This is a genomic window from Shewanella sp. SNU WT4, assembly GCF_006494715.1.
GTDB lineage: Bacteria > Pseudomonadota > Gammaproteobacteria > Enterobacterales > Shewanellaceae > Shewanella.
The window spans coordinates 601,309-615,893 of the sequence record NZ_CP041151.1 but is presented as its reverse complement, the minus strand read 5'-3'; the positions used below and the strand labels follow the sequence as shown (position 1 = coordinate 615,893).

At 47.9% G+C, this 14,585-nt stretch carries 11 protein-coding genes; 4 read left to right on the top strand and 7 right to left on the bottom strand.

Annotation, left to right across the window (positions count from 1 at the left end; genetic code table 11):
• Positions 1 to 287: 287 nt before the first annotated feature.
• The 7 genes from FJQ87_RS02775 to FJQ87_RS02745 form a co-directional block, all read right to left on the bottom strand.
• On the bottom strand, positions 288 to 773 hold the full coding sequence (locus FJQ87_RS02775; protein ID WP_140930393.1) for an Lrp/AsnC family transcriptional regulator: 486 nt from the start codon (positions 771 to 773) through the stop codon (positions 288 to 290).
• A gap of 64 nt (positions 774 to 837) precedes the next feature.
• Positions 838 to 1,515 (bottom strand): molecular chaperone TorD family protein, encoded by a 678-nt coding sequence (locus FJQ87_RS02770; protein ID WP_140930392.1) that lies wholly within the window; start codon positions 1,513 to 1,515, stop codon positions 838 to 840.
• A 68-nt stretch (positions 1,516 to 1,583) separates the two neighbouring features.
• The gene (locus tag FJQ87_RS02765) at positions 1,584 to 2,264 is read right to left on the bottom strand and encodes a DMSO/selenate family reductase complex B subunit (RefSeq protein WP_140930391.1); all 681 of its coding nucleotides are present in this window, start codon (positions 2,262 to 2,264) and stop codon (positions 1,584 to 1,586) included.
• A 14-nt stretch (positions 2,265 to 2,278) separates the two neighbouring features.
• Entirely contained in the window at positions 2,279 to 4,795 is a 2,517-nt protein-coding gene (locus tag FJQ87_RS02760; RefSeq protein WP_140930390.1) for a DMSO/selenate family reductase complex A subunit, read from the bottom strand.
• Positions 4,796 to 4,822: 27 nt separating this feature from the next.
• On the bottom strand, positions 4,823 to 6,826 hold the full coding sequence (locus FJQ87_RS02755) for an MtrB/PioB family decaheme-associated outer membrane protein (RefSeq protein WP_140930389.1): 2,004 nt from the start codon (positions 6,824 to 6,826) through the stop codon (positions 4,823 to 4,825).
• 15 nt (positions 6,827 to 6,841) lie between these two features.
• The gene (locus tag FJQ87_RS02750; RefSeq protein ID WP_140933962.1) at positions 6,842 to 7,750 is read right to left on the bottom strand and encodes a DmsE family decaheme c-type cytochrome; all 909 of its coding nucleotides are present in this window, start codon (positions 7,748 to 7,750) and stop codon (positions 6,842 to 6,844) included.
• 462 nt (positions 7,751 to 8,212) lie between these two features.
• Positions 8,213 to 9,169, bottom strand: coding sequence for a LysR family transcriptional regulator (locus FJQ87_RS02745; RefSeq protein WP_140930388.1), 957 nt, complete (start codon positions 9,167 to 9,169; stop codon positions 8,213 to 8,215).
• A gap of 280 nt (positions 9,170 to 9,449) precedes the next feature.
• Here FJQ87_RS02745 and menD point away from each other — a divergent pair, with 280 nt between their 5' ends.
• From menD to menE, 4 genes are read left to right on the top strand one after another with little or no spacing between them, the layout of a single operon-like run.
• Positions 9,450 to 11,168 carry a 2-succinyl-5-enolpyruvyl-6-hydroxy-3-cyclohexene-1-carboxylic-acid synthase gene (gene menD / locus FJQ87_RS02740; protein WP_140930387.1) on the top strand — a complete coding sequence of 573 codons (1,719 nt, stop codon included), beginning with the start codon at positions 9,450 to 9,452 and terminating at the stop codon, positions 11,166 to 11,168.
• Positions 11,169 to 11,176: 8 nt separating this feature from the next.
• Complete coding sequence (locus FJQ87_RS02735) at positions 11,177 to 12,106, top strand: alpha/beta fold hydrolase (protein ID WP_240778804.1); 930 nt, start codon at positions 11,177 to 11,179, stop codon at positions 12,104 to 12,106.
• A gap of 8 nt (positions 12,107 to 12,114) precedes the next feature.
• Complete coding sequence (gene menC / locus FJQ87_RS02730; RefSeq protein ID WP_140930386.1) at positions 12,115 to 13,161, top strand: o-succinylbenzoate synthase; 1,047 nt, start codon at positions 12,115 to 12,117, stop codon at positions 13,159 to 13,161.
• A complete protein-coding gene (menE, locus tag FJQ87_RS02725; RefSeq protein WP_140930385.1) occupies positions 13,161 to 14,531 on the top strand; it encodes an o-succinylbenzoate--CoA ligase in 1,371 nt (456 codons plus the stop codon). The genes menC and menE overlap by 1 nt, the downstream gene beginning before the upstream one ends.
• The last annotated feature ends 54 nt before the right edge of the window (positions 14,532 to 14,585 follow it).

Below are 14,585 nucleotides of genomic sequence, written 5' to 3'. Positions count from 1 at the left end.
TATGAATCAGAGCATTTTTAGCTTTCAAATGGCTTTTTGGAGAGATTAACTTTCAACTTATGTTTAATAAAGAACGAATGATTGCGCAGATGAGTAACTAACTTGAGTGCTGCGCAATTATCTGTAGTCGTCACAAACAACCAAAGTTGCGACATGAATCACGCTTTTATGGGTGAGTGAGTTCAAACAACTCATTACCATTGGCCTGAATTACAGCTTGGATGGCAACTCGAAGGCAACTAACAGCGCCGCCTAACATACGGCGCTAACAGTAACCTTAAGCTAAATCATGGGAGGTCATGGGGCAGCGGAATACGGGTCTGATTTTTCACTTGTTTTAGCACAAAGCTTGAACGCACACCGCTCACATGCTCAATGCTAGTGAGTTTATCCAGCAGAAAAACTTTGTACTCTGGCATGTCGCGGATCAGCACTTTAAGCTGATAATCAAAGTCACTGCCAGTTAATAGGCAGCATTCCTGCACTTCATCATAACTGGCCATCTTAGCCTCAAAGTTATCTAGCACTTCGCCAGAATGCTTATCAAGGCGCACTTGCACATAGGCAGTAAGCACCAGATTAAAGTGCTCAGGATTTAATAAAGTAGCGTAACCAGCAATATAGCCCGCCTCTTCCAATGCCTTAACGCGGCGCGAGCAAGGCGATGCCGACAAGCCGACTTTTTCAGCCAATTCTTGATTGGATAACTTGCCATGGGCCTGCATTAATTTCAGTATTTGCAGGTCGAGCTTATCTAAGACTAATTGCGCCATTCACTGTTCTCAGTAACCTTTGTTCTGGGGCGAGCCTAAGCCCTTTATGGCAAGCTGACAAGTCTTACCTAAACAAACGCATGGGCATAGCCACTACCTTAAAATCAGCCGCTAACTGACATAAAAAATCATCCGCTAACAAAGCCATGCCTTGATAAAACTTACTATCGGCATGCTTAGCGGCAAGCTCTAAGCAGCGTCCAGACCATGGCAGCAAGTGTTGCTGCAGCAGAATTTGAATAAATTGAGTCAATTCTAAATTGGTTGGCTCCTTGGCTAAGCGGCCAAAGCTACTATCTAACACACTAAAAAATAAACCAATATGATCAAGTGGCTGACGATAGTTAAGGGTTAATTCCACGCCGTGGGTCTTATAAAAGTCCATGAGCGCTACTGTGCTTCTATCGTTTAGCAGTTGCTCTTCACTTAAATACACAGAGCCCTGAGGTATCGCCTTAGGCTCACCTGGGCCAAAGAACAATTGGCCATAATCTAGTTGTAACTCAATTAATTGACTGTCTTTAGCGTGACTATCTTGCGCTTGCCACTGGCTTAAATAACCGCTTAGGGCAGCTCGGCCTTGAGTATTAGATGCGCGCGCCGCCAAGGTTGGCCAACTGCCCGCTACGTCATGCCCAATAAATTCATTGAGCAAGGATATTTCAGGATAATGGCACAAGACATGGTGCAGTATGCGAGCAATCCCTTGATATTCAATAAAATCGATTGTGGTGCTGGTCATAAGTGTCTCTTTTATAAAAAGACAAGCGCCCTTAGGCGCTTGTCTTAGCAATATTAAACTCTGTGATTTTACACTTCACTCAGGTTCAAGATGCGACCCATGTTGCTGCCCGCAGGCTGGCCATGGCGATTAGCCTTGATGATAAGATTGGGTGACGTAATCGCTGGGCTTGGCAGCGGCGCAATATGACTATCGCCTTTGCCATACTTAGCTTCTAGGTTTTCCATGGTATCAAAATCCAGCGCGCGCAGCGGGCAAGACTCAACACAGGTAGGTTTTTTACCTTCAGCTAAGCGCTCATAACAACCATCACACTTAGTCATTACTTTGCGCTCACGGTCAATCTGCGGCGCGTCATAAGGGCAAGCGCGGGCGCAGCTTTCGCAGCCAATACACAAGTCTTGCGCCACATGCACTAAACCATCTTCACGGCGCTTATGCATAGCGCCTGTTGGGCACGCTTTGACGCACACAGGCTCAGAGCAGTGGTTGCAACCTATGGACATGTAGTAAGCAAACACATTGTTCTCGAACACTTTAGTGGCAGGATTCATGCTGCATTCCCCACCGCCATATTCGTACACTCGGCGCCAAGTTACGCCCGCTAAGCTTGGCACGCCGCCATTCATAGGGTTATGGGTTGCGCGAATAGTATCGGCCTGACGGTCTTTACAAGACACATGACAAGCCTTACAGCCGGTGCACTTGGTGGTATCAACGTAGAAACCATATTGAGTTGGTTGAGTCATTTACAAGTGCTCCCTTAAGCTTTCTTGATCTGTACACGAATGGTGAGCTGTGGATTACCTTTGGCCACAGGACTTGGCTGATAGCGAGTTAAAGAATTCACCGCTCCGCCCACATCTATCACCTTGCCACTGGCGCCAACGCGGCCTTTCGCGTCTGCTAAATACCAAGCGCCTTGACCGAGCGCCACCACATTAGGTGCTACCCGCGGGGTGATTTTCACCGGCACTTCAATCGAGCCGCGCGCGTTATACACTTCAACCTTGTCACCAGATTTTAGGCCATAGGCATTGGCATCAAATTGATTGATCCACAGCGCATCTTCTACGGCTTCACGCAGCCAAGGCACGTTGTGATAGCTTGAATGGGTGCGGCCTTTAGTGTGATAGCTAGCTAACTGCAATGGATAAGCTACTGAGGTTTCAGCATCTTCATAACCGTCCCAAGTTACTGTGTACTGAGGGATAGCTGTGATGGTGTCGCCTTTAACGCCGGTCTTATCTTCGGTGTTCCAGTTAGCTGCGCGCCACGCAAGCTCAGCTGAGTAGATTTCAATCTTGCCCGATGGCGTGCTTAACGCCTTACCTTCATGGACAAAATCGGCCAAGGCCACATGGTTTAACTGCATGTCTTTACGGAATAAACCTTGAGCCTGCGCTTCTTTGTAGGTGGCAGGGAACGGTGGCACTACCCCTTGGTTTTGGCTCATTACGCGCGTCTTTTGATACAGCTCTTCTAACCACTGCGCTTCAGTTTTACCTTCAGTAAATTGCGGGCCCACGCCCATCTTGTCGGCAATCATAGCCGCGGCGTCATGCATAGACTTGCAATCCCACATAGGCTCAACCGCAGCAGACATAGCGGTTAAATAACCAAGCGCGCCAGCAGCATAGGAGTTATCTACTAAGTCGTTAGATTCTAACCAGCTAGTATCTGGCAAAATGATGTCGGCAAATTTAGCGCCTGGGGTCATCCAGCAATCACAGCTCACCACAAATAAGTCTTCGGCATCCCGCAGAATTTGCGCTGTGTTGTTGATTTCAGCGTGCTGGTTTAACAGTGAGCTGTCTGAGGCTGACAAGATAAAGTGAATGTTAGTGCCAAGCTTAGTATCTAGCCCTTTAACACCACGCAGACCATGAGTGCGGGCGGTAAAGTCTTTACCATTGACTATGGCTTCTGACCAAGTGAAGAAAGAGATGGATTCTTCTACTGGATTGCTACCCGTTGGAATACCAGCGCGGCCCATGCCACTCATATAAGGCAGCTCACCGTTAGAGGCGCCGCGAGTACCAAGTTTACCTGTCAGTACTGATAACATGTACAAGGCGCGCATGCTTTGCTCGCCGTTCGCCTGACGGTTAACGCCAGCGCCAATGACTATGTAAGGCGCTTTGGCAGCCATTAAATCATCCGCAACTTCACGGATTTTATCAGCTGAAATACCAGTAATGCTCTCAGCCCATTCAGGAGTGCGCGCCGGCCCTGCAAACTTATTCAGACCTAAGATGTAGTCATGGTAGTTATCTTGGCTATCCATAATCTTGGCATATTCTTGCTTAGTCGCATCATTGCTAGCTTCAAACTTTGCCTGTTGCACTGCAATAGAAGCTGCGTCATAACCCACTACATGCGTATTGATAAAATCCAGTGAGTTTTTCGCTACCCAGTCAGTGCTAATCATCTGATAAGCCACAGCCTCGGCAAACGCTGCGTCAGTACCAGGGCGGATTGGCAGCCACATAGACTCTTTGCCTAACATGGAGTCAGTGTAACGCGGGTCAATCATCACCACTTTAAGGTCATTATTCTTTTGCAGTGCTTGCAAGAAGTCATAGCCTTCGCCTGAACCAGATTGGCGAATTTCACTTGGGTTATAAGCAACGCCTAAGAAGAAATCACTGTCGGCTATGGTCGATGTTGATGAACCCATAGTGCTGCCAGTACCAAAGGTATGCTGAGCCGCTTCCATTTGCTGCGCCCAAGAATAGTTACCATAAGCATTGAGGCAGCCACCGACTAAGTTAAACAGGCGATTAAAGTTAGCGTTAGAGGCAAAACCATAATAAGCGCCAGAACCATAGCTGCGAAATACGGCTTGGTTACCGTATTGGTTAATTACCCGCTGCAGATTTTCAGCCACTATCGAGGTCGCTTCATCCCAGCTAATAGGCACAAATTTGCCTTCACCGCGCTTACCGACTCGCTTCATAGGAGTTTTTAGGCGATCTGGCGCATAGGTGCGCTGGCGCAAAGAGCGGCCACGGGCACAGGCACGCACTTGATGCAGGCCGTAGACATCGTCAACTTCATGATCGGTTTCAACCCGAGTGATCACGCCATCACGGCTAAAGACCTTAATTGGGCAGTTAGAGCCACAGTTAACTAAGCAAGATGACCAGTTAATGGCTTCTTCACTGACTGGTGGCTGTGGCGGTACCAGATTCGCGTCCTTCGAGCTTGAATTACAACCTGTTACTGTCGCGGCGCAGCTCATGGCGGCGCTCATTTTTAAGAAACTTCTGCGTTCCATTATTTTTTCCTCTAAGAATAATTCTGCTTACGGCAGCAAGTAGCTGAAGGACAACATCAGCTGATGGGCGTTGTAGTTATTGTCTACCATGCCCAAAGTGGTGATACCTGTGAGGGAGTCGAGCTGCATTTGACTAGCATCGGTATCGAAATAGCGCTCAAACTGATACGCGAGCTTAAGTTGCATGGTGTCGCTTAAGGCGTATTGACCATACAGCTCAAGGCTGTGGTTAAAGCTGAAGTAATCGCCGTAAGCGCCTGCCTGCTCTTGGTTCACTAAGGTTTCACCGTTAGAGTTGGCAAATAGGTAATCTAGCCCTAAGGTCAACTTGTCATCGAGCAAACCGCTATAAGATGCGCCGGCGCCAAGATTGATAAAGCTGTCGTTGATATCAGCCTGCCAGCGCGCGCTTTGATCGCCGCTTTGCTGAGAATCAATCCACTGCTGCCCAGCAAAACCATAGGCATTAAGCTGCTCAGTCAGTTGCAGGCTTAAGTTGATGTCATAGCCATAATCGCGCGACTCATTAAGACCTAGGTCAGTGTGGTAATAATCATCAAAGGCGTAACGTGTGGTGACATCTAGAACCAGCCAAGTGAGCGGCGTGTATTGCATGCCAACTTCAACTTCAGTGCGCTCTCTGTCGGCCAAATTAAACTTGCGCAGTAAGCTGCTCTCTTCACTTGATGTCAGCTCATTGGCTTGATAACGACTGCCACCGCGATTGCCATAGCTGCCTTTAATATCAAAGCGCACAGTCTCGAACGTGCGGATATCAAGTTCGGCCCACAGAGAGTTATCTTCCGTGCGCTCGCGCTCACCATAGCTGCGCTCAACTTGTTTAAAGTCATAACCTGCCTGCAAGCGATAGCCTGCGGCAATGCGATAGCTAGTGTTTAACTTGACGGTTTGCCGCTCGATATCCAGTGGCACGTTTTGAGTGAAACTGCCATTAAGTGGATTGTAATCAAGCTGCATAAACTCATGCACAGAGGAGTCGTTATCGCGCTTGCTGTAATCAAGGCTACCACCAACCCGCCAGCGGTTAGTCAGCATAGAAGTGGCGGCTAATTTGGCGTCTAAGGTATCCACTTGTCCGTCCCAGTTTTGCAGCGGATTGCCACTCATCTGGATTAAGGCGTCATCTTGAACCATGCGTCCTGCCACAACGCGGCCATTAACCACGCTAGTATCCAAGCGATACTGGCCTGATAGCGCTAGTTGATGCGCCTGATTACCTGGCGTCGCCGCATAAACATCGCTGGCATAAGGCAGACTAATGTTATTGATATGGTTGCTGTATTGACTGCCATGATAGCTAAGTTCACTGAGCCAATTAGCGCCAGACATAACAGCGCCGGCACTTAATTTGTCGGTCGACTCATCCACAGGCAAACCAAAATTCATTGGCCGCTGGGCCAATAAACTGGCGCTCTTAGTGCCAGTCTTTTCTTCCCGGTCGTAGCGCACAAAGGTGCTGATATCGACTAACGCCGCGATATCGCCAAAATCATAATCCAGCCCTATGCCTGCGCGCTGACGCTCAAGGGCTAAATCAAATACCCGGCCATAAGGGCTTGGCACTAACATGCCATCGTTATGCCATAAGTTTGATTGCGCCGCGCCCGCTTGATAGGTGGTAATGCTTTGATAATCCATATCAAGCTGATATTGACCTAAGCGCCCAGCGCTTAAGGTCGCAAAACCATTATCTAGCCCTAATTGATGCGCTTGAACTTGACTGCGATAGCCAGCACCATTTTGATAGCGCACATCGCCACTTAGGCTCGCATTGGCGCCATCATCATCTGTGCCAAAGGCATTGCCCGCATGCTTATTGCTGGAGTCGATATAGCCAGCAGTGGCCGTTACCACGCCATTAACACCGCTTGCCACAACACAGTTTTTACACTGATAAGCACCGTCTTTTACCCGCGAGGTATTGGCATTGGCCACACCAAAATCCGCAGCAACACTACTGCCACAGGCAGTCAGCAGCGCTAAGGTCAATAGATTTAATGAAAATCTCATGCTAAACACTCCTGATTAGCGCGACAGTAAGCTGCCGGATGGATGATTAGAGCCGTGGACTTGATTGTGGCAATTTAAACAACTCTTACCGCCACCAAAGGCATCCATACCCGCTTGCGGCACTACGCGAGAAGCGTGGCCATCATCGGCATGACATTGCTGACACAACTGCGGGACGCGGCTATTGAGCAAGGCTTGATTGACGCTGCCGTGAGCGTTATGACAATTTGCGCAGTTTTCTACCACAGGCGCGTGTTCCCATAAAAATGGGCCGCGTTTTTCAGCGTGACACTCATAACAGGTATCGTTAAGGCTAGGTTTAACTAAGGCGCTTTCAGTCATAGAACCATGGGGGTTATGACAATCGGTACAAGTCATCTGATCCCATTTCAGCGGGTGCGATGAGCGCTTATTCATATCGGCCTTAGCTTGGGTATGACAGCTAGTACAAGTGTCATTAACGCTGAGGCGATCTAAGGCAGGATCTTTTGCCGCATGCACTTGATGACAATCAGCGCAGGCTATGTCTTCAAGATTATGGGTACTGTTATGCCAAGACATCTGCTTAGGATCATTATGACAACCTAAACACACGCTGTTTTGACTGGCAGCAGGCAGTTTTGAGTCTGCGCCAAAGGCGATCATCGGCTCTTTGCCACCGCGATTATGCTGACCCATAGGGCCATGACAAGCTTCGCACTGCAATCCAGCCATAGGTGATTTGGATGATGTCATGTCGCCATGCACACCCTTAAATATGTCCATGACCTTGTCATTGCGCTTGTGACACATAAGGCAAGAATCCGCGCCTTTAGGTGAGTATTTACCCTCACTAAATTTTTGTGTCAGTTGTTGTTCCAGTTGTTCGCCACTGAGATCATCCCAGGGGGTTGCCTGAACGCAAAAAGCCATGGTCATTACCATGGCAAGAAGTGCGTTAAGGCTTAAAGTTAAGCCCTTGCTTATACGCTGCATCATTCTCTGGCCTTCCAATATTTTTATATACTCGCGAGTAGAGGCATCAAGTACCTCTTGGTGAGTATTTTAAGATATGAAAATGCCAGAATCGGAGTTGTTACTTTGCGCACATAGAAATTTGCGACAAGCTCAGCAAATACTCAGTCATCTTGGCCTAAATCACACTATCACTTATGATTAAGTATAATTAATAAACTATATAAGTTCATGATTAATAAGGGTAAGTGTATTTTGCAGCGATTCATGTGTTAAATCTTGTTAACACACATAAAACAAGGTTAAATTCATTGTTAACATTAGCAACCACTAAATGATAGCTAGTTCAAAGTTTTAGCAATATTCATAAATGGTTAGCAGGCTTGCTAACCATTTATCAATCAAGCCAAGCTAAGATAGCGATAATCACTCTCATTCAGATATCTGCTTAGTGATGTAATCCTTAATGGCTGATACCAATAACGCCGGTATTTTGTCTTGGCGATCTTGACGGCAAATACACGAGTATTTGGCAGGCGCCATAGCGCGAGCCAGCCTTGAAAATTGCTTGTCATCAAGCGCCATCATCTTAAGATCTGGAAATTTCTGCAAAAACTCAGCGGCGCAGCGCGAGCCCAATAAGGTCAGCGCCCCCCCTTCCATTAAACAATCGGCAGAGGTTGCTAAGCTCGAACTGCGCTGATGCACCTTCAAATTGAGCTGCATTTGACTTGCAAAAGCTTCTAGCGGATCGCTGACATCGTTGTAACCTGGAGTCTGAGTCACTAAATAAGGGTGACAGGCAATATCTTCCAAGGTCAGTTGGCTTTGCCAAATGGGGTGCTCAGTATGGGCGATTAAGAAAGATATTTTATTTTCGCCAACATAATTGGCTTGGATCATGCTCACGCCTTGCTTAGAACAATCGCTGGTACGGGTGCATTCGCGATTTGTAATCGCTATGCATACCGTGCCTTTAACCACTTCTTCGCAAATCCCGCGCCGACTAGGCTTAAGCGTGATGTTGAGATTAGGGTAAGCCAGCCCCAAGGTGCGCTGCAGATATTCAGGCAAGCCCACTGAAAATAACGCCGGCACAGCAATAATACATTCATTAACTTGCACTTGGCGGCGGTTCAAATCGACTAACTGATCCGTCAGTTGCGTCATTTGTTTAATCAGCGGATACAACTGATGCGCGCGCTCAGTCGGCAAGAAGCCGGTTTTCTTGCGAATGAATAAGGTATCGGCATAAATATCGCGCAGTACAGCCAAGTAGCGGCTCACCTTAGATTGCGATATTTGGTACATTTCTGACACCAGCCTAGCGCTACCGGTTTCATAAATTGAGGTAAAGACGAATAACGCCCTCAGTTCTTGATTCAACATGCGGTCGGTTCCTGATGATTTTTCATGAATTATAAGTAGTTAAACTTAAATTCATTGTGATAAGTGTATTACTTTAGGGGTAATGCTGAGCTTTTTATAATTTTAGATATCTAAATTAACCGGATCATTTAAAACCTTGTTTGAAATTCCACCATTTGCTGAAACCCGAGCAGCCTCATAGGCGAGCTAGGTTATTTCGGGTTACACTCTGACCTTTGATTATCTGGCCTAAGTCTAAGATAATTGTCCCTTTGTTCTTGCGATTCAGGATTGTCACGCTATGCAAATTCAACACACGGCCGAACTCAACTTGTTATGGGGTTCTATGATTCTCGATGAGCTGGCAAGACTGGGAGTCAAGCATGTGTGTATGGCACCGGGTTCGCGCTCAACGCCGCTAACCTTAGCCGCTGCCAATCAGGATAAACTTAGCCAGCATTTGCATTTTGATGAACGCGGTTTGGGCTTTCTCGCCCTAGGGCTAGCCAAAGCAAGCCAAGCGCCAGTCGCTATTATTACCACCTCAGGTACCGCGGTAGCCAATCTTTATCCTGCGATTGTGGAAGCTTGGCTGACTAAGGTGCCGTTAATTGTTTTATCTGGTGACAGGCCGCCAGAGTTATTAGACTGCGGCGCTAATCAAGCCATAGTGCAAGCTGGTATTTTTGCTAACTACGCCAGAATGATTAGCTTGCCGACGCCAGACTGGCATATTGCGCCGCAAGCGCTGCTGACCCAGCTTGATGAAGCCGTGAGTAATTTGCACGCCCCATTACATATCAACTGCATGTACCGCGAGCCCTTGTACCCAAGTGCGCTCAATACTGACGTTGTCAGTGATTATCTCGCGCCGGTTAGCCACTGGAGGCAGTCGCAGCAGACTTATTGCAGCCATCAAACATGGCAAGCCAATGCGCTGCCTACGCCGCAGCAAATTGAGAATTTTAGTCATGCCAAAGGCGTGATAGTCGCAGGTACCCTAGCCCCAGAGCAAGACCCTAAGCAATTGCTGCAATTAGCTAAGAATATTGGTTGGCCGTTAGTCGTGGACGCGCAAAGTCAGCTGCGCCAAGACGATACTAGCCTTTACCATATAGATTCCCTCTTGCAGCAACCGCAAGCCATAGCGCTGCTTGCCCAAGCTGAGCATGTACTGGTATTTGGCGGGCGCTTACTATCAAAACGTTTGATTCAATACTTAGCGCAGCAGCCATGGCACGCCTATTGGCAAGTGCTACCGCAGCAAGAGCGTCTCGACCCGAGCCACAAGCCTAAGCAGCTATTTCACTGCTCGCTTACTAGCTTGTGCCAGTTAGCTTGGCCGCAATCGGCGCAGGCTCATTGGGCTAATGATTTGTATACCATCCAAACTACGCTCGAGTTTGGCTTTGCTGAGCATATTGATGAAGGTGAATTTGGTGAGGTGCAAGTCGTGCGAGAATTCAGTGCCGATACACGCCTTAAGCAACTGTTTATTGGTAACAGCCTACCGGTGCGCTTATTTGATATGTATGCGCGGCCAACAAACCCTGAGTTAAACGTTTACACCAATCGCGGCGCCTCAGGCATAGATGGCTTACTCGCAACCGCTTGCGGCATAGCTAAGGGCTGCGCGGGCGTTACCGGCTTATTGATAGGTGATTTATCGCAACTGCATGATCTCAACTCCTTTGCTTTGGCTAAATCAATTGATACCCCTATGGTGCTGGTGATTTTAAACAATGACGGCGGCAATATTTTTAATCTGTTGCCAGTTCCGAGTGAAGCGCTGCGCAGCCAATATTATCGTTTAAGCCATGGCTTAACCTTTGCGGGCGTCAGTGAAATGTTCTCCTTACCTTACAGCCAAGTAACTAATCAAGCGCAATATCAGCAAGCCATAGAGAATGCCTTTAATCATCAAGGCGCCTCTGTGATTGAAGTGATGGTGTCGCCAGAGCAAGCCAGCAATCAAATTGCCGCCATCAATCAATACATCAAACTCAGTCAATGCCATTAGGGATTAAGATGCCGCTATCTATGGCGCCAGAGACTCAGCCAAATACCGCGCCCTTAGCTGAATTGGCATTTAGCTGTTATGGCGACCCTAAGTCGCCAGCGTTAGTCTTGCTCCATGGTTTTTTAGGCAATAAGCATGACTGGCTTGGCTATGTTGAGCATTTAACTGACAAGCTTTATTGCATTTGCATCGACTTACCCGGCCATGGTGATAGCCGCGATATGTTAATTCCATCTCCAGGCTTTGATAGCTGCGCGCAGTTAATTATCAATACCTTAGCCAAACAAGGTATCCATCAGTTTCACCTGCAAGGTTACTCCTTAGGCGGGCGTATTGCCCTGCACTTAGCCCATATGGCGCCAACGACTTTGTTATCGCTGCATTTAGAGTCCTGTCACCCTGGGCTTAAAAACCTAGATGACAAAGAGGCGCGCTTAGCTCACGACAAATTATGGGCTAATAAGTTACTCACTCTGCCCATGGCTCAATTTTTACAAGACTGGTATCAGCAAGCTGTGTTTAGCGATTTAAGCCCAAATGCTAGAGCGCAATTAATTGAGCGCCGCTTGGATAATGCGCGGCAGCTTCAAACAAGTGCGCAAACAAGTTCACCAGCAAGTGCGCAAGTTGATACAAAAGCGAGTGCACTAACAGAGACAAAGGCTGAGGCTCAAATTGTGCGAGCTCCCCAAGGGCTACATGATTGCTATTGCCATACATCACTGGCCTTGCAGGCAAATTTATGGCATTTACCGCGCTTAATCCCAAGCTTCTATTACGCCGGTAGCCAAGATGCTAAGTTTTCAGCCCTAGCCCAGCAGTGGCAAGCGCGTGGCGGCCCGCAGCTGCACTTAATCGCGGCTGCTGGCCACAACATACATAATGCGCAGCCACAAGCGCTGGCCGCGCGGCTAGCTGCCAATATTTGCCTAGGATAAGTACTTCTATGATGCTGGATTTTATTGCCCTTTATCGTTATCAGATTGCACTCAGCCCAAGCTTACCCGTTGCTAGTCAGCGCATTAATCAGCGCCTTGGGCTGGTATTAGAGCTAGCAAGTGGTGATAAACATACTTGGGTTGAGATTGCGCCGCTATCAGGCACAGATAATAACGGCCAAGCCTTGCATGGCTTTAACCGCGAGCGCCTTGAGCAAGTTGAACACCAGCTTAGCCAAGATTTACCGCTACTTTTTAATCAGCCCTTAGATGCACTGCTTGCGTGCATTCAACATAGATACCCTAGCCTAGATTTCGCCCTGAGCTTAGCTCATGCCAAATTAACTGAGCGTTTAGCGCCGGCGCGCACACACTTAGCCCCAATAGGGTTAGTTTATGGCCATAGCGGCGAAACTGACGCCGAGTTAGCTCATCGCCTTGAGCTGTATTTAACTCACTATCAAGGCAATTTTCTTAAAATTAAAGTGGGACAAAGACCTTGGCAGCAAGATTTGGCGCTTATCTACCAAGTGCTGGCTCACAAGCCCAAATTGCGCTTGCGTTTAGATGCTAATCGCCACTACTCGCTTGAAGATGCCATTGATTTTTGTGCCTGCTTACCTAAAGCCAATATTGATTACATTGAAGAGCCTTGCGCTAACGTCACTGACAGCCAAGCCGTTTATCAAGCCACAGGCATAGGGTTTGCGCTGGATGAAAGCCTATGCGCGCCAGATGCTCACTATCAGCCCATGGCAGGGTTAAAAGCACTGGTATTAAAGCCTATGCTCATTGGCGATTTAGCTAAACTGCAAGCTATGATTGAGCAAGCGGCCGCTGATGGCGTGCGCAGCGTAATTAGCTCATCCCTTGAAGCCTCACTTGGTATTCACGATTTAGCCTTAATTGCGGCGCAGTTAACCCCAGATGAAGCGCCAGGCTTAGATACCTTAAGTGCATTTAGCCAAGACTTGCTGATTAGCACGGCCAATAAGCCATGCTTAACAACAGCCGATCTCACTTTAGTGTTACAACTCGGGCAAAAGGTTAAGTGATGATTTCACCATTACACCAAACCGCAAACGAACACCCCAATTTACTGGCGCTTGCTAGCTCAAATGGCAGTATTAGCTATCGGCAGTTAAGCGCGCAGGTGTTGGCATTAGGGCAGTCACTGCGACAAGCAGGGCTTGGGCGCGGCTGTCGCCTTGGTGTAATTAGTCACAACAGCTTAGCTATGGTGAGCTTATATTGGGCCTGCATTGATGAGGGCATAGTGTTTATGCCAATATCTCCAAGGTTTCCACCTAAGCAAATCAATCAATTACTGCAACGCTTTTCCATAGACCATATTTATAATCCGGGGAAAATGGCAGGGCTTGTGGGCTGCGCTATTACGCCTAATTTTAACGGCCAACTGGCGATCCAAGCCCCCAATATTGATAGTCACCAAGCCGCCAATGTCATTTTAACCTCAGGCTCTAGCGGCCAACCTAAAGCTGCGGTTCACAGTCTAGCTAACCATATTCATAGCGCCCAAGGCTCGGCGCAAATCATCCCGCTGCATGCTGGGGATCGCTGGCTGTTATCGCTACCGCTATTTCATATTGGCGGTTTAGCCATATTAAATCGCTGCGCCATCGCGGGCGCCTGCGTGCAGTTAATGAGTGATGAGCCGTTATCACTGCAAGTGCCACAGGTTAGCCATGTCTCGTTAGTGGCAACGCAATTACAGCGCTTAGTGGATAATCACTGTGACTTAAGCGGACTTAAGGCCATGCTGCTTGGCGGCGGCGCTATTTCCAGTCAACTGCAAGCAGTATTAGCAAAGCATCACATTCAAGCCTTTTGCAGCTATGGCATGACAGAAATGAGCTCGCAAATCTGCACAGGTCAGATTAATAACCGCGGCTTATCAGGCCGCTTGTTGCCGGAGCGCCAATTAGACATTCGTGATGGCATTATTTGGGTAAAAGGCGCGACCTTATTCTTAGGATATTTATCCGATACAGGGCTAGCTTTACCGCTTGACCCCCAAGGCTGGTTTTGCACTAACGATTGCGGCCACTGGAGTAATGATGGCCAACTGACCGTGACTGGGCGCAGCGATAACATGTTTATTTGCGGCGGGGAAAATATTCAGCCCGAGGAAATCGAAGCCTTATTAACGCAATTGGATGCAGTTTCAAACGCCATAGTGTTTCCTGTGCCTAACCATGAATTTGGTTTATTGCCCGCGGCCATTATCCGCTGGGCGGGAGACACTAGACTCAGCCAAGATGAGCTCAATCAAGCCATATTGCCGCAATTAGCCCAGTTTAAACGGCCTCGCCAATATTGGTTATGGCCAGAAGATGCGCCTGAGATGGGAATTAAAGTCAATCGCCAACAAGTCATAGCATTAGCTCGCCAAGGGATTGATTAAGCGCCATAGCAGTAAATGACAGCCACAAAAAAGCCTGCATCAGCAGGCTTGTTT

Bases quoted from the DNA above. Each gene is read 5' to 3' on its own strand.
- FJQ87_RS02775 (WP_140930393.1), bottom strand. From the start codon at position 773: ATGGCGCAATTAGTCTTAGATAAGCTCGACCTGCAAATACTGAAATTA.
- FJQ87_RS02770 (WP_140930392.1), bottom strand. From the start codon at position 1,515: ATGACCAGCACCACAATCGATTTTATTGAATATCAAGGGATTGCTCGC.
- FJQ87_RS02765 (WP_140930391.1), bottom strand. From the start codon at position 2,264: ATGACTCAACCAACTCAATATGGTTTCTACGTTGATACCACCAAGTGC.
- FJQ87_RS02760 (WP_140930390.1), bottom strand. From the start codon at position 4,795: ATGGAACGCAGAAGTTTCTTAAAAATGAGCGCCGCCATGAGCTGCGCC.
- FJQ87_RS02755 (WP_140930389.1), bottom strand. From the start codon at position 6,826: ATGAGATTTTCATTAAATCTATTGACCTTAGCGCTGCTGACTGCCTGT.
- FJQ87_RS02750 (WP_140933962.1), bottom strand. From the start codon at position 7,750: ATGGTAATGACCATGGCTTTTTGCGTTCAGGCAACCCCCTGGGATGAT.
- FJQ87_RS02745 (WP_140930388.1), bottom strand. From the start codon at position 9,169: ATGTTGAATCAAGAACTGAGGGCGTTATTCGTCTTTACCTCAATTTAT.
- menD (WP_140930387.1), top strand. From the start codon at position 9,450: ATGCAAATTCAACACACGGCCGAACTCAACTTGTTATGGGGTTCTATG.
- FJQ87_RS02735 (WP_240778804.1), top strand. From the start codon at position 11,177: ATGCCGCTATCTATGGCGCCAGAGACTCAGCCAAATACCGCGCCCTTA.
- menC (WP_140930386.1), top strand. From the start codon at position 12,115: ATGATGCTGGATTTTATTGCCCTTTATCGTTATCAGATTGCACTCAGC.
- menE (WP_140930385.1), top strand. From the start codon at position 13,161: ATGATTTCACCATTACACCAAACCGCAAACGAACACCCCAATTTACTG.